This is a genomic window from Enterobacter cloacae complex sp. EB5, from assembly GCF_031432835.1.
In the GTDB taxonomy this organism is placed as follows: Bacteria; Pseudomonadota; Gammaproteobacteria; order Enterobacterales; family Enterobacteriaceae; genus Enterobacter; species Enterobacter hormaechei_C.
In genome coordinates, this window is record NZ_CP133860.1 from 2,211,664 (window position 1) to 2,231,796 (window position 20,133).

Here is a 20,133-nt window from a genome sequence, read left to right on the forward strand (position 1 = left end):
CTGCACAGACGGCCCCCTCTCCCTTGAGGGAGAGGGCTGGGGTGAGGGGGAACATACGGCTCTGGTGGTCATTCCGTTCACGTTATGTTCCTTGCTACTCTGTCACGACATAACCGGTGAACGTGCCAGGGTGGCTCAGTCGCCACCACCCTGGCGACCCGGGCTTCCGGCGGTAAATCGCCGCTTCGCGGTGCCTTCGGCTTATTCCTTCCGGCTTATCGGGGACGGGCGGAGGTAACATCCCTGTAAAGCCCGCCCTCTCGGCGCATCCCTGCGCCTCGCCCCGGCCTACAGGAAACGCCTCAGCGATTTACAGCCGGACCGAGGCATCGCTGAAAGCCCTCAGTTATTCTGAGGCAACGTTATAGCTTTTGCTTTCAAATTACTGGGGATCCCTCAGCCCCTGGGGAGAGGGTTAGGGTGAGGGGGTCTATTGATTGCCCGCCCACACCACCATCACCTTATCGCCCTTGTGCTCGCGCACAAAGCCGTAGCCCTCTTTCATTGACAGCGTTGTTTGCTTGCCTTCACCCACCGCCGGATGACGGGCGCGGAACTGCCCCAGAAGCTGCCAGTGGGCGACAGTTAACGCCTGTTTACCCGTGACGTCCTGCCAGTTCATATCCGAACGGGTTCCCTGTAGCGGATCGGAGCCCGTCGGGCCGAATGGACGCTCTGATTCATCGCCGTAATAGATCTGCACGCTTCCCGGCGCCAGCAGCAGTAACTCAGCGGCGCGCTGGCCCCCTTCCCGGAACAGACGCGTATCGTGGGAGGAGAGATAGCTCAGCACATTAAAACTTTGCAGCTTTTCTGCCATTTGCTGCCAGGTTAAATCCATATCGGCCAGACAGTCCACCGCTTTCGCCGCCTGCTCCTGATAGTCAAAGTTGATCATCGCATCGAAGCCGTGGCGGTAATAATCGCTCTGCATCACGCCGTGGCCCCAGGATTCACCGGTCATCCAGAAGGGCGCATTGTCGAGTTTTTTGTCCGGGTTGGCGGCTTTCCACGCGGCCAGCGCCTGGCTTGCCTGGTTTTTCAGTTGCTGCCAGGCTTCAGGCTCAACGTGCTTAGCGGTATCGACCCGGAAGCCGTCGATGCCGTAGTCACGTACCCACTGACTGAGCCAGTGAGTCAGGTAATCTCGCGGCGTGAAATTCGTCATCACTTTCGCGTTGGTGTCGGGCTTGTGTTGATAAAAGTTCGGCAAACCTGACGGGATCGTAGATTCCGTTTTCAGATCAGGCAGGAAGGCCAGCGACATGGTCAGATCGTCAAAGCCCGGGTTGTCGTAATCACCGATATCGGTACGGATCCATTTTTTACCCCACCATTTTTCCCATGCGGCTTTGTCACTGAAGTTGATGTAATCGTTGAAGCTGTGCCAGCTTTGCCCCGCGCCTGGCTTCCAGTCAGACCAGCGCTCGCCGAGGTTTTTTTTCAGCTCATCGCCCTGCAAATAGAGCGCGCCAAACTGATACTCTTGCATATCTGCAAGCGTCGCATAACCCGCGTGGTTCATGACAATGTCAAACAGGACGCGGATACCACGCCTGTGCGCGTCGTCGACAAGCTGGCGTAAATCATCTTCGTTGCCCATGTTGGCGTCGAGTTTCGTCCAGTCCTGGGTGTAATAGCCGTGATAGGCGTAGTGGGGGAAATCCCCTTTGGTGCCGCCGCCAACCCAGCCGTGGATCTGCTCCAGCGGCGAGCTTATCCAGAGCGCATTCACGCCCAGATGCTGAAGGTAATCCAGTTTGCTGGTAAGCCCTTTCAGATCGCCGCCGTGGAAAGTACCAATCTCCTGCATACCGTCTTTATGACGGCCATAGCTGTTGTCGTTGGTGGGGTCGCCATTCACGAAGCGATCGGTCAGCACGAAATAGACGGTGGCGTTTTGCCAGCTGAACGGCGCGGGTTTGTCCGTCTCGGCGCGCTCAAGCAGCAGCAGGCCATTGCTGTTGGCGGCTGGCTGAAGAGTCACTTTGCCATTTTGAACGGTCGCGGTCTGTTTGCTGTAAAAATCACGCACCACCGTGCCTTCCGGGAAGGTGTTAACGACGTCGATTGTCAGCGGTTTGCCGTCCCACTTCGGGCACTGGCGGGTGACGTTTGCGACAGGCTGTGGCGCCGCACTTTGCACCGTCAACATCAGCGTCGGCGTTCCCGAGCGCGTATCAATACGCATCTGGTAAACACCGTCACGGAATAACCGCCACTGCGGTGGGGCGCCTTCGCACGGTTTGAGCGACAGCATCTCGTTGAGCTTAATGGCACCTGTCGGCTGCCAGCACGCGTTGTCAAGACTCAACGTCAGCGGGCGGGTACCCTTCGCAAGCGTTGCCTGGCTGGTAAAGACGCCGGTACCTTCAGCGCTAAACGCGCTAAATCCCGGTGATGACCAGTCGGCATGCGCGAATGCGGGTAACATCAGAACAGCTAATGCAGTGCGTTTCATTCCATTTTCCTGTCGCGGCATTTTTGACCAGTGTGCCACTCGGCTCAGGGGAAAAACTCCTCCTCTGAGGCTTTCTGCCAGGAGGACGCGAAGGGATGAGTGATCCCGCGCAAAATTAGGCAGTTATCTGCGATATCGCGCACATTTTTCCAGCGTTGATGCTTTAATGAGCATGTTCCGGATGACATAGTTTCGGAATTGGACTATTTGTATACGTGCTCTTGAGGACTATTTTTGGTATGATTTGAGATTCCGCTCTCAAATTTTTGAAGAAAATAAGGTGTTGGAATGTTTATATCCGACCAGGAGACCTAATGATATCGACTCCCATTCGACGATATGGGGCCGCGATACTCATGTTACTCACCATGGCATTTTCAGGTGAGGTGCTTGCAAAGACGCACACGGATACAACGAGTAAGAAAGCCCACGTAATAAAGACGACAAGCAGTAAGGTTAGCAGTAAACAAGAGTATTCTCGCAATAGTGCAAAGAGTAGTTCACTTCCTGATTTGCGAAAATACCCTTCCGGAACACCAAGGAAAAAAGCGTTTCTCCGGACGGTAATGCCTTACATTAAAAGTCAAAATGCCGCGATTACTGCGGATCGTAACTGGCTGATCTCCAAACAGTACGATAGCCGCTGGTCGCCGTCTGAGCGCACTCGCCTGAAAGACATCGCCAAACGCTATAAAGTTAAGTGGAGCGGGAACACGCGTCGCGTGCCGTGGAACTCACTGTTAGAGCGTGTGGACATCATCCCAGGCAGTATGGTCGCGACAATGGCCGCCGCCGAAAGCGGTTGGGGCACCTCGAAGCTGGCGCGCAACAACAACAATCTGTTTGGCATGAAATGCACAAAAGGTCGTTGTACTAATGCACCCGGCAAGGTGAAGGGCTATTCACAGTTTGAATCGGTGAAAGATTCCGTGAATGCCTATGTGGTGAACCTGAACACCCACCCGGCCTACTCCTCGTTCCGTAAGTCACGCGCTCAGCTGCGTAAGGCGGATCAGGAAGTAACGGCTACGGCGATGATCCACAAGCTGAAAGGTTATTCCACTCAGGGACAGCGTTATAACAATTACCTGTTCTCCATGTACCAGGATAACCAGCGCCTGATTGCCGCACATATGTAATGAAAAACGCCTTCCACTGGAAGGCGTTCTTTTTTCTAGAGCAGGACTTCACTGTACCGTTCCCGGTACTCCTTCGGCGTGGTGTCATACTCTTTTCTGAACACCGAATAGAAATACTGAAGCGACGGATAGCCGCACATCTGTGAAATCTCGTTGATCGACAGCGAGGTGGAGATCAGCAGACTGCGCGCTTTCTCCAGCTTTTCCGCATGGATCACGGCGTGTATCGTCTCACCGACTTCCTCTTTGAACCGCTTCTCCAGATTCGAACGTGAAATCCCGACCGAATCCAGCACCTGATCGACCTTAATCCCTTTGCAGGCATGATTGCGAATGTAGTGCATCGCCTGAATCACGGCCGGATCGTTTAAGGAGCGGTAGTCAGTTGAGCGACGCTCGACCACGCGAACGGGCGGAACCAGCAGACGCTGGAGCGGCAGGGATTCGTTGTCTAACAGTCTGTGCAGCAGCTTTGCGGCCTGATAGCCCATCTGACGGGTACCCTGAGCCACGGATGAGAGCGCCACGCGCGACAGATAGCGCGTAAGCTCTTCGTTATCAATACCAATCACGCACAGCTTTTCAGGCACCGGAATATGCAAATGTTCGCACACCTGTAATACGTGGCGGGCGCGGGCGTCCGTCACGGCGATAATCCCTGTCTGGGGCGGCAGCGTTTGCAGCCAGTCAGCCAGGCGATTTTGTGCGTGCTGCCAGTTTTCTGGCGCGGTTTCCAGCCCCTGATAAACGACGCCGCGATACTTCTCCTGGGCAACCAGCTGGCAGAAGGCATATTCACGCTCCATTGCCCAGCGCTTTCCGCTGGTGGCGGGCAATCCGTAAAACGCAAAACGATGTACGCCTTTCTCCTTTAAATGGAGGAAGGCGGTCTCGACCAGAGCATGGTTATCCGTGGCGATGTAGTGTACGGGGGGGTAATGTTCCGGTGTATGGTAAGAGCCGCCAACGCCCACGATAGGCACGTCGACGCCACTCAGCAACTGTTCAATCACGGGGTCGTCAAAGTCAGCGATGACCCCGTCTCCCAGCCAGTCTTTGATGTTCTCCAGACGGGTACGGAAATCTTCTTCGATGAAAATATCCCATTCGGATTGCGACGCCTGCAAATATTCGCCAACCCCTTCAACCACCTGCCGGTCATAGGCTTTGTTGGCATTGAATAACAACGTAATGCGGTGACGCTTTTCAAACATGGCTCATATCCCAAATTAGTCACGATACTGTTATCAGGCGCGCCGCTTGGTGGCAGAGTCCATCCAGACTGCCAGCAAAAGAATGGCACCCTTGACGATATACTGCCAAAACGTCGGCACGTCCATCATACTCATCCCGTTATCCAGCGAAGCCATAATAAATGCGCCCATCACCGCACCCGCCACGCTGCCAATGCCCCCGGCGAGGCTGGTCCCGCCAATCACGCAGGCGGCGATGGCGTCCAGCTCGGCAATATTACCCGCAGAGGGGGAGCCCGCACCCAGACGTGAGCTGAGGATCAGCCCCGCGATGGCCACCATCAGGCCGTTAATGGCAAAGACGGCGAGTTTGGTGCGTTCTACGTTAATGCCAGATAAACGCGCGGCTTCCAGATTGCCGCCGATGGCATAAATACGGCGACCGAATGCGGTACGTGTGGCCATAAACATCCCACCTAACAGCAATAGCGCCAGCAGCAGAACGGGCGTTGGGACGCCGCGATAATCGTTTAACAGCCAGATGGCGCCCAGCACAATCACCGCAGTAAGCGCCTGACGGCCGACAACCGAGGTTGAAGCAGGCGAGGCCAGCCCCAGCGCCTGGCGACGCATGCGTCCTCGCCATTGCCACGCGACAAACGCCATCAGCCCAACCACGCCGATCGTAAAACCGACGCCATCAGAGAGGTAGCTTTGGCCAATCTGGGACATCGAGGCGCTGGTCGGGGAGACGGTAGTGCCGTTGGTGATCCCAATCAGAATGCCGCGGAAGGCCAGCATCCCCGCTAAGGTGACGATAAACGACGGGACCTTACGGTAGGCCACCCACCAGCCATTCCACGCCCCCAGCAGCAGACCCAGTACCAGCGTAACCGCAATCGTCAGCGGCAGCGGCCAGCCGAGCCAGACGTCAAAAATTGCCGCCACGCCGCCGAGCAGACCCATCATCGACCCTACCGACAGGTCAATTTCCGCTGAGATAATCACAAAGACCATCCCCACCGCCAGGATCCCGGTGATGGCGGTCTGACGCAGCAGGTTAGAGACGTTACGTGCGCTCAAATAGGATCCATCGGTCATCCAGGTAAAGAACAACATGATCACGATAATGGCGGCAATCATTACAAAAACTTGCAGATTCAGCGATTTAAGTCCTGCGAACGCACCGGGCGTCGGAACAGCGACTTTGATATCAGACGGGTTGCTTTTCGACATGGCGTTCGCTCCTTAAGGCAGCTTCCATCACCTGCTCTTGCGTCAGGTTCTGGTTGTTCAGGTTGGCTTTGAGTTTCCCTTCATGCATGACCAGCACGCGGTCGCTCAGCCCCAGCACTTCAGGCAATTCGGACGAGATAACAATGACGGCTATCCCTTGCTGCACAAGCTGGTTGATCAGCTTGTAGATTTCATACTTCGCGCCGATATCGATCCCGCGGGTGGGTTCGTCCAGAATTAAAATGCGCGGATTAAGCAGCAGGCAGCGCGCCAGAATCGCTTTCTGCTGGTTGCCGCCGCTCAGGCGTCCTATCGCCAGCTCCGGCGAGGAGGTTTTCACCTTAAGCCGGGCAAGCGACTGGAGAATACACTGCTGTTCTGCGGCATCATCCAGGCTGCTCAGCGCACCGGAAAACTGGCTGAGCGCCGCCAGCGTGATATTTTTTCCCACCGCCATTACCGGCACGATGCCGTCTTTTTTGCGGTCTTCTGGCACCATGGCAATGCCCTTAGCAATAGCCTGCTGGCAGTTGTCGATTTTTACCGGCTGACCGTCGATATAAATTTTGCCTTCCCAGCGCCCCGGCCAGACGCCAAAGAGACACTGCACGGCCTCGGTTCTTCCCGCACCCACTAAACCCGCAATGCCGAGAATTTCGCCGCGGTGCAGCGAGAAGGAGAGGTTATCCACGCGCTTGATATGGCGGTTAACGGGATGCCACGCTGTCAGGTTTTCCACGCGCAGGAGCTCTTCGCCGATGGTGTGCGGTTCGTTGGGATACAGCGCGGTGAGTTCGCGACCCACCATCATGGTGATGATGTCATCTTCGCTCATGCCTTCTGCTTCACGCGTGCCGATGTGCTGCCCGTCGCGGATGACGCAGATGGTGTCGGAAATGGCTTTCACCTCATTGAGCTTGTGCGAAATATAGATGCAGGCGATGCCGTGGTTTTGCAGGTCGCGGATGATATTGAGCAGTACGGCCGTTTCCTGTTCGGTGAGTGAAGCGGTTGGCTCGTCGAGGATCAGCAGGCGCACTTGTTTGTTCAGCGCCTTGGCGATCTCCACCAGCTGCTGCTGGCCTAAACCTAAGTCGCCCACGCGCGTATCCGGTGAGATAGCCAGGTTCACCTGAGCCAGCAGTTTTTCGCAGCGCAGCGTCATGGTGTCGTAATCCAGTACGCCGTGGCGTGAGAGTTCGGCGCCGAGAAAGATATTTTCCAGCACGGTAAGGTGCTTCACCAGCGCCAGCTCCTGGTGAATGATAGCGATGCCTTTACGTTCGGTATCTCGAATGTGCGTGGCCTGGAGCACCTCGCCGGCAAAGACGATTTCGCCCTCGTAGCTGCCGTGCGGATAGATCCCGCACAACACTTTCATCAGCGTGGATTTTCCCGAGCCATTTTCGCCGCACAGCGACATCACTTCGCCGGGATTCAGCCGCAGGCTTACGTTGTCGACTGCTTTCACCGCCCCGAAGGCTTTGGTGATGCTTTTCATTTCAAGTAAATAAGACATAACTGCTCCGCATAGCCCGACAGATGAACAGGGCAGGTCAATGCGCCCCTGCCGGGCAGGGGCTGCGCTGGATTACAGTTCACTCTTCTTATGGAAACCGTCTTTCACCACGGTGGCGTCAATATTCTCTTTGTTGACTTCGATAGGGGTAAGCAGGCGAGCAGGTACGTCTTTCAGGCCGTTATTTAACGTCGCGTCTGCTTTAGGTTGCTGACCATTGCCCAGCTCAACGGCAATTTCGGCGGCCGTATTGGCAAGCTCGGTAATGGGCTTATACACCGTCATGGTCTGGGTACCCGCGATGATGCGTTTTACACCCGCAAGGTCGGCGTCCTGTCCGGAAATAGCGACTTTCCCGGCCAGACCCTGCGCGCTCAGCGCCTGAATGGCGCCACCCGCAGTGGCATCGTTAGAGGCCACCACCGCATCGATTTTGTTGTTATTTGCGGTCAACGCGTTTTCCATAATTTTCAGCGCGTTTTCCGGTAACCAGCCGTCAGCCCACTGGTCGCCAACGACTTTAATTTTACCCTCGTCGATATATGGCTTCAGCACTTTCATTTGTCCCTGGCGGAACAGTTTGGCGTTGTTATCCACGGGCGAGCCGCCCATCAGGAAATAATTCCCTTGTGGCACTTTTGCGACCAGGCTTTTAGCCTGTAATTCACCCACCTTTTCGTTGTCGAACGAAATATAATAATCAATGTCGGCATTATTAATCATGCGGTCATAAGCCAGGACTTTTATCCCTTCCTGTTTCGCTTCTTTCACCACGTTGCTTAATACCTGGCCGTTATACGGGATAATGACCAGCACATCGACGCCACGGTTGATCATATTCTCGATTTGCGACATTTGTGTCTCTTCGTTGCCGTTAGCGGACTGAACGAACACCTCCGCGCCGAGAGATTCCGCTTTTTTAACAAAGATATCGCGATCTTTTTGCCAGCGCTCCAGGCGTAAGTCATCAATCGCCATGCCGATTTTGACCTCTTTGGCGTGGCCGGCAAAGCTTGCAAGCAGGAGAGTAGTGCAGAGCGTTAGGGTCAGGTTCTTTATCTTCATAATTATTAGGCCTTTTTGTAGGGGTATGTGTAGCTGAGATAAAAGAAACGTTCACTGCTGAGACGCAGCAAATTTTTAACGTGGAAAGGCCTGCTGGCAATTACAGATTTTTATCTTCTCATTACGATATTTGGTTTATTTCTGAATTTATGACCGCGATCGGATTTTAAAAAGCGTAACCTATTAATTACATTTGATTCTGGAATGCGCGCCGAAAAATAGTTTGTCTGCGCATTATTTTGCGAGCCAGCGCACAGTTGTGCATTCTCTCAATAGCAGTGTGAAATAACGTAATTGAGCAACCCAAAATGTCTATTCACTATTACTCCTGAATCAACGACTCGCCGCATACCCTGATTATGGAGCTCAATATGCAAGCTTATTTCGACCAACTCGATCGCGTTCGTTACGAAGGCCCAAAAACGACCAATCCTTTAGCATTTCGTCACTACAATCCGGATGAGCTGGTGCTGGGTAAGCGCATGGAAGATCATCTGCGCTTTGCCGCCTGCTACTGGCACACCTTCTGCTGGAACGGTGCTGATATGTTCGGCGTGGGCTCTTTTGACCGACCATGGCAACAGCCGGGCGAGGCCATTGAGCTGGCGAAGCGTAAAGCCGACGTCGCGTTCGAGTTCTTCCATAAGCTGAACGTGCCGTACTACTGTTTCCACGATGTGGACGTGTCGCCGGAAGGGGCATCGCTGAAAGAGTATCTGAACAATTTCGCGCAGATGGTCGACGCACTGGCTGAAAAACAGCAGCAAAGCGGCGTGAAGCTGCTCTGGGGTACGGCTAACTGCTTTACCAATCCTCGCTATGGCGCGGGCGCGGCAACCAACCCGGACCCGGAAGTCTTCAGCTGGGCGGCAACCCAGGTTGTGACTGCGATGAACGCCACGCATCAGCTGGGCGGTGAGAACTATGTACTCTGGGGCGGTCGTGAAGGTTATGAAACGCTGCTGAATACCGACCTGCGCCAGGAGCGTGAGCAGATTGGTCGCTTTATGCAGATGGTGGTGGACCACAAACACAAAATCGGTTTCCGCGGCACGCTGCTGATTGAGCCGAAACCACAGGAGCCAACCAAACACCAGTACGACTACGATGTCGCCACCGTGTATGGCTTCCTGAAGCAGTTTGGTCTGGAAAAAGAGATCAAAGTAAATATTGAGGCTAACCACGCTACCCTGGCGGGCCACTCGTTCCATCACGAAATTGCCTCTGCGATTGCGCTGGGCATCTTCGGCTCTGTCGATGCTAACCGTGGTGATCCACAGCTGGGCTGGGATACCGACCAGTTCCCGAACAGCGTGGAAGAGAACGCGCTGGTGATGTACGAAATTATCAAAGCGGGCGGTTTCACCACCGGCGGCCTGAACTTTGACGCCAAAGTGCGTCGCCAGAGCACTGACAAATACGATCTGTTCTACGGGCATATTGGCGCGATGGACACCATGGCGCTGGCGCTGAAGGTGGCGGCCCGTATGATTGAAGACGGTGAGCTGGATAAGCGCGTCGCGAAGCGCTACAGCGGCTGGAACAGTGAGCTGGGCCAGCAAATTTTGAAAGGTCAGTTATCGCTTGCGGAGATCGCGAAGTACGCTGAACAGCATCAGCTTGCGCCGCAGCATCAGAGCGGCCATCAGGAGCTGCTGGAAAACCTGGTTAATCACTACCTGTTCGATAAATAACAGCATCCATGCCCGGTAAGCACAGCGCCACCGGGCATTTCTGTCAAAGGAGTCACCACATGTATATCGGGATCGATCTTGGCACGTCGGGGGTGAAAGCCATCCTGTTAAGCGAGCAGGGCGATGTGTTAGCCACGCGGACTGAAAAGTTGCAGGTTTCACGCCCGCATCCGCTTTGGTCGGAACAAGATCCGGAGCAGTGGTGGCAGGCGACGGACCGTGCGATGAAAGCCTTAGGCGAGCAGCACAGCCTGCGCGACGTGAAGGCGCTGGGCATTGCCGGGCAAATGCATGGCGCAACGTTGCTGGATAGTCAGCATCGCGTTCTGCGCCCGGCTATTCTCTGGAACGATGGCCGCTGTGCGGAAGAGTGCGCGATCCTTGAGGAGCGTGTGCCTGCGTCCCGCGAAATTACGGGCAACCTGATGATGCCCGGTTTTACCGCGCCAAAACTCCTGTGGGTGCAGCGCCATGAGCCTGAGATTTTTCGTCAGGTGGCGAAGGTTCTGTTGCCGAAAGACTACCTGCGTTTTCGCATGACGGGGGATTTTGCCAGCGACATGTCTGACGCCGCGGGCACGATGTGGCTCGACGTGGCGAAACGGGACTGGAGCGAGGCGATGCTGGATGCCTGCCAGCTGACGCGCGACCATATGCCTGCGCTGTTTGAAGGCAGTGAAATCACGGGGGCTTTGCAGCCTTCTGTTGCTGAACGCTGGAATATGCCAGCCGTACCTGTCGTCGCCGGTGGCGGCGATAATGCGGCGGGGGCGGTCGGCGTGGGGATGGTCGAGGCAGGACAGGCTATGCTCTCGCTCGGCACCTCCGGCGTCTATTTTGCCGTCAGTGACGGGTATCGTAGTAACCTTGAAAGCGCCGTACACAGCTTCTGCCACGCGTTGCCGGGTAAATGGCATTTGATGTCGGTGATGCTGAGCGCGGCTTCCTGCCTCGACTGGGCGGCAAAGCTAACCGGAATGGCGGACGTCCCGGCGCTTATCGCAGCGGCACAGCAGGCGGATGATAATGCCGGTGCGGTCTGGTTTTTACCGTACCTTTCCGGCGAGCGGACGCCGCATAACAACCCGGAAGCGAAAGGGGTGTTCTTCGGCCTTACCCATCAGCACGGCCCGGCAGAGCTGGCGCGCGCGGTGCTTGAAGGCGTTGGCTATGCTCTGGCGGACGGAATGGATGTCGTGCATGACTGTGGACTGACGCCATCCAGCATTACGTTAATTGGCGGCGGTGCGCGAAGCAGCTACTGGCGGCAAATGCTTTCCGATATCAGCGGGTTGCAGCTGGACTATCGTACGGGAGGCGATGTCGGCCCGGCGCTCGGTGCGGCACGGCTGGCGCAAATGGCGCTGAACCCGGATAAACCACTGCACCAGCTTTTGCCCCAGCTGTCGCTTGAACAGCAGCATCGTCCTGATGCGAAAAATCATGCTCGCTATGCTGAAAGACGAGACGTGTTCCGTAAAATCTATCAGCAGCTTTTGCCGCTAATGTCATAAACAGGAGCCGGGTGGCGCTAACGCTTACCCGGCCTACCAGCCTTCAACCGGGCTAGCTCACAAACCGGCGCGTATCGATTCTTTGCAGCAACATTGACAGCAGCAGGCTGACAACCAGCGTAACGGTAAATATCCAGACAATATCCAGCACCGGCCAGCTTTTAAGCTCAACGCCGCGGGTGCGCAGGGCGTGGATCACCAGCGCGTGAAAACCGTAAATGCCCAGCGAGTGGCGAGAGATAAACCCCAGCACCGGAAGCGGGCGGGCATTCAGGGTGTTTTTAACCAGCGTCAGCAGAGAGATCGCGCAGATAAAGACCATCGGCCCGCAGTAGAGATACCAGGTATCGGCAAAGTTGCCTCGCCATTGCAGCTCATGCAGCGTCCCGCGAGAGATAATAAACACACCGACGAGAAACGCGGCCGCGCATAGCCAGTTTATTCCTCGCTTTTGTGTCTCCATCATGCCAATGGCGCGCCCCAGCATGCCGTACAGCACGTAATAAAACGTATCCCCGGTGATATAAAGGTTAACGGGCAGCCATTCAAAGCCATCAATTTTCTGTGAAACGGTATTCGGGTTGGCCACGATCCCGATTATTACCATCAAGGCCAGCAGCATTTTACCGCTGACGTTTTTTACCTGAATTAACGGCGAAACCAGATAGATAACCATTATCGCGAAGAAAAACCACAGATGATAGAACACCGGTTTTTGCAACAAGTTGAGCAGGGAACGTTCAGCGTTAATTGAAGTGAACAGGACGATATAGAGCAGCGAAATGGCGCTGTAAAACAGCAGACAGGAGACAATACGGATGAAATGTCTCGGCTGTGCGCTACGCTCGCCAAAAAAGAGAAAACCGGAAATCATAAAGAACAGCGGGACACTCACGCGGGAGGCCGAGTTCAGAACATTGGCGACATCCCAGTTAACGGGGCTGATACTGTGCGCGTTCGTGACATACCAGGTCGTTGTGTGGATCATCACCACCATCAGACAGGCTATTCCCCGCAGGTTATCAATCCAGTTAATTTTTGACTGCATCAGTTCCTCTGTATTCCTGATAAAGAAAGTGTGACTGCGATTGTGAAAAACTTTTCCCTTGGAAAATTCTGAGATTAGCCAGGCTAACTTGTAGGGAGCTGGCGAGATTCGCAGAATGACGGACATTAATCTATAAACGTGTTGCTACTAAAAATAACAGCCACTGACCAGGGCGGTAATAAAAATGATGATGAAGCGTGGGGTGTCACTCTTTCTGCTGCTCTTATTAACAGGATGCAGTGCTTCTGAGGAGATACCTGTCCAAAAAGCGCAGCAGGGGAAAATGAGCCCGGAGCGTTCCCTGAATATGGAACAGTTGTGCAGGGATCAGGCGGCTCACCGCTACAATTCCGAAGCACAAAAAATTCATATAAACGGTTTCGAACGCTTTCAGGGCAGCTATGAGCTAAAAGGCTATACGGCGCGTAAAGAGGGCTTTGTCTGCTCTTTTGATGCAGACGGCCAGTTTTTACATCTCTCAATGCGCTAAATTGCTCGTATAAGCAGCAACCAGAGCCTTCGCAGGTTCTGGCTGTAGGGCTTATTCCCCAATTTTCCCTAAACAACCCCGTTTCGTACTGTATATCTTGCAGCCAGCGGGTATACTGATCCCTTCCATTTAAAACCACACGTATCCAGCACGAAATACTATGCAAAAGTTTGATACCAAGACCTTCCAGGGCCTGATCCTGACCTTACAGGATTACTGGGCTCGTCAGGGCTGCACCATTGTTCAACCTTTGGACATGGAAGTTGGCGCAGGCACCTCGCACCCGATGACCAGCCTGCGCGCGTTAGGGCCAGAGCCAATGGCGACCGCCTATGTGCAGCCATCCCGTCGTCCGACCGATGGCCGTTACGGCGAAAACCCGAACCGTTTGCAGCACTACTATCAGTTCCAGGTGGTGATTAAGCCATCACCCGACAACATTCAGGAACTGTACCTCGGGTCACTGAAAGAGCTGGGTATGGATCCGACCATTCACGACATTCGTTTCGTGGAAGATAACTGGGAAAACCCAACGCTGGGTGCCTGGGGTCTGGGTTGGGAAGTGTGGCTGAACGGCATGGAAGTGACCCAGTTCACCTACTTCCAGCAGGTTGGCGGTCTGGAATGTAAACCGATTACCGGCGAAATCACCTATGGTCTGGAACGTCTGGCCATGTACATTCAGGGCGTAGACAGCGTTTACGACCTGGTCTGGAGCGACGGCCCGCTGGGTAAAACCACCTACGGCGACGTGTTCCATCAGAACGAAGTGGAGCAATCCACCTATAACTTCGAATACGCGGACGTGGACTTCCTGTTCACCTGCTTCGAGCAGTACGAGAAAGAAGCCCAGCAGCTGCTGGCGCTGGAGACTCCGCTGCCGCTGCCTGCCTACGAGCGTATTCTGAAGGCTGCCCACAGCTTCAACCTGCTGGATGCCCGCAAAGCGATCTCCGTGACTGAACGTCAGCGCTACATTCTGCGTATTCGTACCCTGACCAAAGCCGTTGCAGAAGCTTACTACGCGTCCCGTGAAGCCCTTGGCTTCCCGATGTGCAACCGAAACAAATAAGAGGCGGCCATGTCTGAGAAAACTTTCCTGGTGGAAATCGGCACTGAAGAGCTGCCACCAAAAGCCCTGCGCAGCCTGGCTGAATCTTTCGCTGCGAACGTCACTGCTGAGCTGGATAACGCTGGCCTGGCGCACGGTAAAATTGAGTGGTTTGCTGCGCCGCGTCGTCTGGCGCTGAAAGTGGCAAATCTGGCGGCGTCCCAGCCGGATCGCGAAGTTGAAAAACGTGGCCCGGCCATTGCTCAGGCGTTCGACGCGGAAGGCAAGCCGAGCAAAGCGGCAGAAGGCTGGGCGCGCGGCTGCGGCATCACCGTTGATCAGGCCGAGCGTCTGACCACCGACAAAGGTGAATGGTTGCTGTATCGTGCCCATGTGAAAGGCGAAAGCGCCGAAGCGCTGCTGCCTGACATGATCGCGACCTCGCTGGCAAAATTGCCGATTCCTAAGCTGATGCGCTGGGGCGCGTCCGACGTACACTTTGTGCGTCCGGTTCACACCGTGACCCTGCTGCTGGGCGATACCGTTATCCCGGCGACCATTCTGGGCGTGGCGTCCGATCGCGTGATCCGCGGCCATCGCTTTATGGGCGAGTCGGAGTTCACTATCGACAATGCTGACCAGTACCCGCAGATCCTGCTGGAGCGCGGCAAGGTCATTGCTGACTACGAACAGCGTAAAGCCAAAATCAAAGCGGACGCAGAAGACGCGGCGCGCAAAATTGGCGGTAATGCCGATCTGAGCGACAGCCTGCTGGAAGAGGTGACTTCGCTGGTCGAATGGCCGGTTGTACTGACCGCGAAATTCGAAGAGAAATTCCTGGCCGTTCCGGCAGAAGCGCTGGTTTACACCATGAAGGGTGACCAGAAGTACTTCCCGGTTTACGCCAACGACGGCAAGCTGCTGCCAAACTTCATCTTCGTGGCGAACATCGAATCGAAAGATCCGAGCCAGATTATCTCCGGTAACGAGAAAGTGGTGCGTCCGCGTCTGGCGGATGCCGAGTTCTTCTTCAATACCGACCGTAAAAAACGTCTGGAAGACAACCTGCCGCGTCTGCAAACCGTGCTGTTCCAGCAGCAGCTGGGTACGCTGCGCGACAAGACCGACCGTATCGCGGAGCTGTCCGGCTGGATTGCCCGTGAAATTGGCGCCGACGTTAACCACGCTACCCGCGCGGGCCTGCTCTCCAAGTGCGACCTGATGACCAACATGGTGTTCGAATTTACCGACACCCAGGGCGTGATGGGCATGCACTACGCGCGTCACGATGGCGAAGCGGAAGACGTGGCGGTAGCGCTGAACGAGCAGTATCAGCCGCGCTTTGCCGGTGACGATCTGCCGTCTAACCCGGTTGCTTGCGCCGTGGCGATTGCCGATAAGATGGACACCCTGGCGGGTATCTTTGGTATCGGTCAGCATCCGAAAGGCGATAAAGACCCGTTTGCGCTGCGTCGTGCTGCGCTGGGCGTGCTGCGAATCATCGTAGAGAAGAACCTCAACCTCGATCTGCAAACGCTGACCGAAGAAGCGGTACGTCTGTACGGCGATAAGCTGACCAACGCGAAGGTTGTGGATGATGTTATCGACTTTATGCTCGGTCGTTTCCGCGCGTGGTATCAGGACGAAGGTTACTCCGTTGATACCATTCAGGCGGTGCTGGCGCGTCGTCCGACCCGTCCGGCAGATTTCGATGCGCGTATGAAAGCGGTATCCCACTTCCGTACGCTGGAAGCGGCGTCTGCGCTGGCCGCGGCCAACAAGCGCGTATCCAACATCCTCGCGAAATCCGACGAGACGCTGAACGAGCGCGTCAACGCTGCAACCCTGAAAGAGCCGGAAGAGATTTCTCTGGCGATGCAGGTTGTGGTGCTGCGCGACAAGCTGGAGCCGTACTTCGCGGAAGGTCGCTACCAGGAAGCGCTGGTGGAGCTGGCGGAGCTGCGTGACGTCATCGACGCCTTCTTCGAGAAGGTGATGGTGAACGTGGAAGATAAAGAGCTGCGGATCAACCGTCTCTCGATGCTTGAGAAACTGCGTGAGCTGTTCCTGCGCGTGGCGGATATTTCGCTGCTGCAATAACGTAAAAAACCCGCCCCTGACAGGCGGGAAGAACGGCAACTAAACTTTTTCTCTTCGTAGGCCGGGAAAGCGTAGCGCCTCCCGGCAAAAGCCCGATGGCGCGATGCTTATCGGGCCTACGTTACTTTGAGATACTTTTCCTTATTTACACCCTCTCAAACACCGTCGCGATACCCTGACCCAACCCAATACACATCGTTGCCAGTCCGAACTGGGCATCTTTGCGTTCCATCAGGTTAATCAGCGTGGTACTGATACGCGCCCCGGAGCAGCCCAGCGGGTGACCAAGGGCGATCGCGCCGCCATTGAGGTTAATCTTCTCGTCGATCTGATCCATCAGCCCCAGATCTTTAATGCACGGCAGGATCTGCGCGGCGAACGCTTCGTTCATCTCAAAGAGGTCGATATCACTTGCGCTCAGCCCCGCTTTTTTCAGCGCCAGTTTTGACGCCGGAACCGGGCCGTAGCCCATGATGGAAGGATCGCAGCCCACGACCGCCATCGAACGCACGCGGGCGCGTGGCGTCAGGCCTAATTCGCGGGCGCGGCTTTCGCTCATCACCAGCATCGCGGCGGCACCGTCGGACAGGGCAGACGAGGTACCCGCCGTTACCGTGCCGGTGACCGGATCAAACGCCGGACGCAGGGTAGAAAGCGCTTCAACGGTGGTTTCCGGGCGGATAACTTCGTCGTAGCTGAACTGCTTCAGTACGCCGTCTGCGTCGTGACCGCCGGTTGGGATGATCTCATTCTTAAAGGCACCAGACTGCGTGGCGGCCCAGGCGCGGGCATGCGAGCGCGCGGCAAACGCATCCTGCATCTCACGGCTGATGCCATGCAGACGGGAGAGCATCTCGGCGGTCAGGCCCATCATACCGGCGGCTTTCGCCACGTTGCGGCTCATGCCTGGATGGAAATCGACCCCGTGGCTCATTGGCACGTGGCCCATGTGCTCCACGCCGCCCACCAGACAGGCCTGCGCATCGCCGGTCATGATCATCCGCGCCGCGTCGTGCAGCGCCTGCATCGACGAACCGCAAAGACGGTTGACGGTGACGGCCGGAACCGAATGCGGGATCTCCGCCAGCAGCGACGCGTTACGGGCGATGTTGAAGCCCTGCTCCAGCGTCTGCTGGACGCAGCCCCAGTAAATATCGTCCAGCGCTGCCGGGTCCAGCGCCGGGTTACGCGCCAGCAGGCTACGCATCAGGTGCGCGGAGAGGTCTTCCGCGCGCACGTTACGGAACGCGCCGCCTTTTGAACGGCCCATCGGGGTGCGAATCGCATCAACAATGACAACCTTTTCCATTGTGACTCCTTAAGCCGTTTTCAGTGCGCCAACCGGACGGGCTGGCTCAACTGCTGGATAGTAGGGTTCGTTATGGCGCGCTTTGTTACGCAGCCCTTCCGGCACCTCATAAAGCGGGCCGAGGTGCTGATACTGCTGAGCCATATCGAGATAGCGGGCGCTGCCGAGCGTATCCAGCCAGCGGAACGCGCCGCCGTGGAACGGAGGGAAGCCGAGGCCGTACACCAGCGCCATATCCGCTTCTGCCGGGCTGGCGATAATGCCTTCTTCGAGGCAGCGCACCACTTCGTTGACCATCGGGATCATCATCCGGGCGATGATCTCATCGTCGGTGAAGTCGCGTTTTGGCTGACTGACGTCGGCCAGCAGGCCATCCACCGCCGGATCTTCTTCTTTTTTCGGTTTGCCTTTGCTGTCTTCTTTATAGCGCCAGAAGCCCAGACCGTTTTTCTGACCAAAGCGGTTGGCGTCGAACAGGGCGTCAATCGCGTCGCGATAATCTTTCTGCATGCGCTGCGGGAAGCCCGCCGCCATCACCGCCTGCGCGTGATGGGCAGTATCGATGCCGACAACGTCCAGCAGATACGCCGGGCCCATCGGCCAGCCGAACTGTTTTTCCATCACCTTGTCGATTTTGCGGAAGTCTGCGCCGTCGCGCAGCAGCTGGCTGAAACCGGCGAAGTAGGGGAACAGCACGCGGTTAACGAAGAAGCCCGGGCAGTCGTTAACGACGATCGGCGTTTTGCCCATCTTGCTCGCCCACGCCACCACTTTGGCGATGGTTTCGTCGGAGGTTTTTTCCCCACGGATCACTTCAACCAGCGGCATGCGATGCACCGGGTTAAAGAAGTGCATCCCGCAGAAGTTTTCCGGACGCTTCAGCACACTCGCCAGTTCGCTGATAGGAATAGTGGAGGTGTTAGAGGCCAGCACGGTTTCCGGACGCACCTTGTCTTCGGTTTCGGCCAGTACCGCTTTTTTCACTTTCGGGTTTTCAACGACCGCTTCAACCACCACGTCCACACGGTCGAAACCGCTGTATTCCAGCACTGGCTGGATGGTGGAGATCACGCCTGCCAGCTTCAGACCGTCAATTTTGCCGCGCTCAAGCTGTTTATTCAGCAGCTTGGCCGCTTCGGTCATGCCCAGCGTCAGGGATTTCTCGTTGATGTCCTTCATCACCACCGGCACGCCTTTCCAGGCAGACTGGTAGGCGATGCCGCCCCCCATAATGCCCGCGCCGAGTACCGCCGCGTGTTTTGGCGTTTCAACGTTTTTGGTGAGTTGTTTAGCTTTGCCCTTCACAAACTGATCGTTAAGGAAGATACCAACCAGCGCGCGGGCTTCGTTGGTGTGCGCCAGCGGGACAAAGCTCTGGTTTTCCAGCTTCAGGGCGTCATCACGGCCCAGACGGGCTGCCGCTTCAATGGTTTTCACCGCCGTGATCGGTGCCGGGTAGTGTTTACCCGCCGTCTGCATAACCATGCCTTTGGCGATGGTGAAGCTCATGGTGGCTTCAATTTTGCTGAGCTTCAACGGCTCCAGTTTCGGCTGACGTTTGGCTTTCCAGTCGAGATCGCCGTTAATCGCCTGACGCAGAATGGCGACAGCGCCTTCAATCAGTTTTTCAGGCTTAACCACGCCGTCCACCAGGCCGATTTTCTGCGCCTGTTCTGCGCCGACATCTTTACCCGCGGCAATGATCTCCAGCGCGCTGTCGGCACCCAACATGCGCGGCATACGCACCGAGCCGCCAAAGCCCGGCATGATGCCCAGCTTGGTTTCCGGCAGGCCGATGCGCAGGTCCGGGGTCGCCAGACGGTAATCAGTGGCTAACACGCATTCGCAACCGCCGCCCAGCGCGTAACCGTTAACGGCAGAAAGGGTCGGGACAGGCAGATCTTCCAGACGATTAAAGACGCTGTTGGCGAAGTGCAGCCACTGGCTCAGCTGTTCTTCGGGCACCAGGAACAGCGACAGAAATTCGGTGATATCCGCGCCAACGATAAAGGCCGCTTTGTTGGAGCGCAGCAGCAGCCCTTTTAAATCTGATTGCTTTTCAAGTACATCCAGCGCCTGGCCAAGACTGGCCACCGTCGCGGTATCAAGCTTGTTCACTGAGCCGGGGGCATCGAACACCAGTTCGGCAATGCCATCTTCCAGCCAGTCTACGTACAGGGTGTCGCCTTTGTAGAGCATGTCGGTCTCCTGAATCCAGCAATTGGATCTGGTCATACCAGATGAGACGGAGTGTGGAATTTATGTTAATAAAATGCAAATTAGTCATTAAGAAATTGCTGCGCTGATCACGGTC

14 protein-coding genes are annotated in these 20,133 nt (G+C 55.9%); 6 read left to right on the top strand and 8 right to left on the bottom strand.

What is annotated here, in order from left to right:
• Nucleotides 1-430: 430 nt before the first annotated feature.
• Nucleotides 431-2,461 carry an alpha-amylase gene (locus RHN82_RS10540; protein WP_047052467.1) on the bottom strand — a complete coding sequence of 677 codons (2,031 nt, stop codon included), beginning with the start codon at nt 2,459-2,461 and terminating at the stop codon, nt 431-433.
• A 314-nt stretch (nt 2,462-2,775) separates the two neighbouring features.
• Here RHN82_RS10540 and RHN82_RS10545 point away from each other — a divergent pair, with 314 nt between their 5' ends.
• Nucleotides 2,776-3,600 (top strand): protein bax, encoded by an 825-nt coding sequence (locus tag RHN82_RS10545; protein ID WP_071886800.1) that lies wholly within the window; start codon nt 2,776-2,778, stop codon nt 3,598-3,600.
• A 35-nt stretch (nt 3,601-3,635) separates the two neighbouring features.
• Here the strand turns inward: RHN82_RS10545 and xylR are convergent, their stop codons facing one another.
• From xylR to xylF, 4 genes are all read right to left on the bottom strand, one after another.
• Entirely contained in the window at nt 3,636-4,814 is a 1,179-nt protein-coding gene (gene xylR, locus RHN82_RS10550) for a D-xylose utilization transcriptional activator XylR (protein WP_003860152.1), read from the bottom strand.
• Nucleotides 4,815-4,847: 33 nt separating this feature from the next.
• On the bottom strand, nt 4,848-6,029 hold the full coding sequence (xylH, locus tag RHN82_RS10555) for a xylose ABC transporter permease XylH (RefSeq protein ID WP_003860151.1): 1,182 nt from the start codon (nt 6,027-6,029) through the stop codon (nt 4,848-4,850).
• The gene (locus RHN82_RS10560) at nt 6,007-7,548 is read right to left on the bottom strand and encodes a xylose ABC transporter ATP-binding protein (RefSeq protein ID WP_047052465.1); all 1,542 of its coding nucleotides are present in this window, start codon (nt 7,546-7,548) and stop codon (nt 6,007-6,009) included. Before RHN82_RS10560 ends, xylH begins: the two co-directional genes overlap by 23 nt.
• A 72-nt stretch (nt 7,549-7,620) precedes the next feature.
• The gene (gene xylF, locus RHN82_RS10565) at nt 7,621-8,613 is read right to left on the bottom strand and encodes a D-xylose ABC transporter substrate-binding protein (RefSeq protein ID WP_006808602.1); all 993 of its coding nucleotides are present in this window, start codon (nt 8,611-8,613) and stop codon (nt 7,621-7,623) included.
• A 371-nt stretch (nt 8,614-8,984) separates the two neighbouring features.
• On the opposite strand from xylF, the gene xylA reads away from it, so the two are divergent.
• Nucleotides 8,985-10,307: a xylose isomerase gene (xylA, locus tag RHN82_RS10570; protein ID WP_100245296.1), complete on the top strand. Its 1,323-nt coding sequence runs from the start codon at nt 8,985-8,987 to the stop codon at nt 10,305-10,307.
• 59 nt (nt 10,308-10,366) lie between these two features.
• A complete protein-coding gene (gene xylB / locus RHN82_RS10575) occupies nt 10,367-11,821 on the top strand; it encodes a xylulokinase (protein ID WP_047052463.1) in 1,455 nt (484 codons plus the stop codon).
• Between the two features lie 52 nt (nt 11,822-11,873).
• Here xylB and RHN82_RS10580 read toward each other — a convergent pair whose 3' ends face one another.
• Entirely contained in the window at nt 11,874-12,869 is a 996-nt protein-coding gene (locus RHN82_RS10580) for an acyltransferase (protein WP_047052462.1), read from the bottom strand.
• Between the two features lie 184 nt (nt 12,870-13,053).
• Here RHN82_RS10580 and RHN82_RS10585 point away from each other — a divergent pair, with 184 nt between their 5' ends.
• The 3 genes from RHN82_RS10585 (at nt 13,054) to glyS (ending at nt 16,510) form a co-directional block, all read left to right on the top strand.
• Entirely contained in the window at nt 13,054-13,359 is a 306-nt protein-coding gene (locus tag RHN82_RS10585; protein ID WP_017693801.1) for a YsaB family lipoprotein, read from the top strand.
• Nucleotides 13,360-13,519: 160 nt separating this feature from the next.
• On the top strand, nt 13,520-14,431 hold the full coding sequence (gene glyQ / locus RHN82_RS10590; RefSeq protein WP_003860141.1) for a glycine--tRNA ligase subunit alpha: 912 nt from the start codon (nt 13,520-13,522) through the stop codon (nt 14,429-14,431).
• Nucleotides 14,432-14,440: 9 nt separating this feature from the next.
• On the top strand, nt 14,441-16,510 hold the full coding sequence (gene glyS / locus RHN82_RS10595) for a glycine--tRNA ligase subunit beta (RefSeq protein ID WP_015572740.1): 2,070 nt from the start codon (nt 14,441-14,443) through the stop codon (nt 16,508-16,510).
• Between the two features lie 145 nt (nt 16,511-16,655).
• Here the strand turns inward: glyS and fadA are convergent, their stop codons facing one another.
• Entirely contained in the window at nt 16,656-17,819 is a 1,164-nt protein-coding gene (gene fadA, locus RHN82_RS10600; protein ID WP_000416981.1) for an acetyl-CoA C-acyltransferase FadA, read from the bottom strand.
• A 9-nt stretch (nt 17,820-17,828) separates the two neighbouring features.
• Nucleotides 17,829-20,018, bottom strand: coding sequence for a fatty acid oxidation complex subunit alpha FadB (fadB, locus tag RHN82_RS10605; protein WP_047052461.1), 2,190 nt, complete (start codon nt 20,016-20,018; stop codon nt 17,829-17,831).
• Between the last annotated feature and the right edge of the window lie 115 nt (nt 20,019-20,133).

Bases quoted from the DNA above. Each gene is read 5' to 3' on its own strand.
- RHN82_RS10540 (WP_047052467.1), bottom strand. From the start codon at position 2,461: ATGAAACGCACTGCATTAGCTGTTCTGATGTTACCCGCATTCGCGCAT.
- RHN82_RS10545 (WP_071886800.1), top strand. From the start codon at position 2,776: ATGATATCGACTCCCATTCGACGATATGGGGCCGCGATACTCATGTTA.
- xylR (WP_003860152.1), bottom strand. From the start codon at position 4,814: ATGTTTGAAAAGCGTCACCGCATTACGTTGTTATTCAATGCCAACAAA.
- xylH (WP_003860151.1), bottom strand. From the start codon at position 6,029: ATGTCGAAAAGCAACCCGTCTGATATCAAAGTCGCTGTTCCGACGCCC.
- RHN82_RS10560 (WP_047052465.1), bottom strand. From the start codon at position 7,548: ATGTCTTATTTACTTGAAATGAAAAGCATCACCAAAGCCTTCGGGGCG.
- xylF (WP_006808602.1), bottom strand. From the start codon at position 8,613: ATGAAGATAAAGAACCTGACCCTAACGCTCTGCACTACTCTCCTGCTT.
- xylA (WP_100245296.1), top strand. From the start codon at position 8,985: ATGCAAGCTTATTTCGACCAACTCGATCGCGTTCGTTACGAAGGCCCA.
- xylB (WP_047052463.1), top strand. From the start codon at position 10,367: ATGTATATCGGGATCGATCTTGGCACGTCGGGGGTGAAAGCCATCCTG.
- RHN82_RS10580 (WP_047052462.1), bottom strand. From the start codon at position 12,869: ATGCAGTCAAAAATTAACTGGATTGATAACCTGCGGGGAATAGCCTGT.
- RHN82_RS10585 (WP_017693801.1), top strand. From the start codon at position 13,054: ATGATGATGAAGCGTGGGGTGTCACTCTTTCTGCTGCTCTTATTAACA.
- glyQ (WP_003860141.1), top strand. From the start codon at position 13,520: ATGCAAAAGTTTGATACCAAGACCTTCCAGGGCCTGATCCTGACCTTA.
- glyS (WP_015572740.1), top strand. From the start codon at position 14,441: ATGTCTGAGAAAACTTTCCTGGTGGAAATCGGCACTGAAGAGCTGCCA.
- fadA (WP_000416981.1), bottom strand. From the start codon at position 17,819: ATGGAAAAGGTTGTCATTGTTGATGCGATTCGCACCCCGATGGGCCGT.
- fadB (WP_047052461.1), bottom strand. From the start codon at position 20,018: ATGCTCTACAAAGGCGACACCCTGTACGTAGACTGGCTGGAAGATGGC.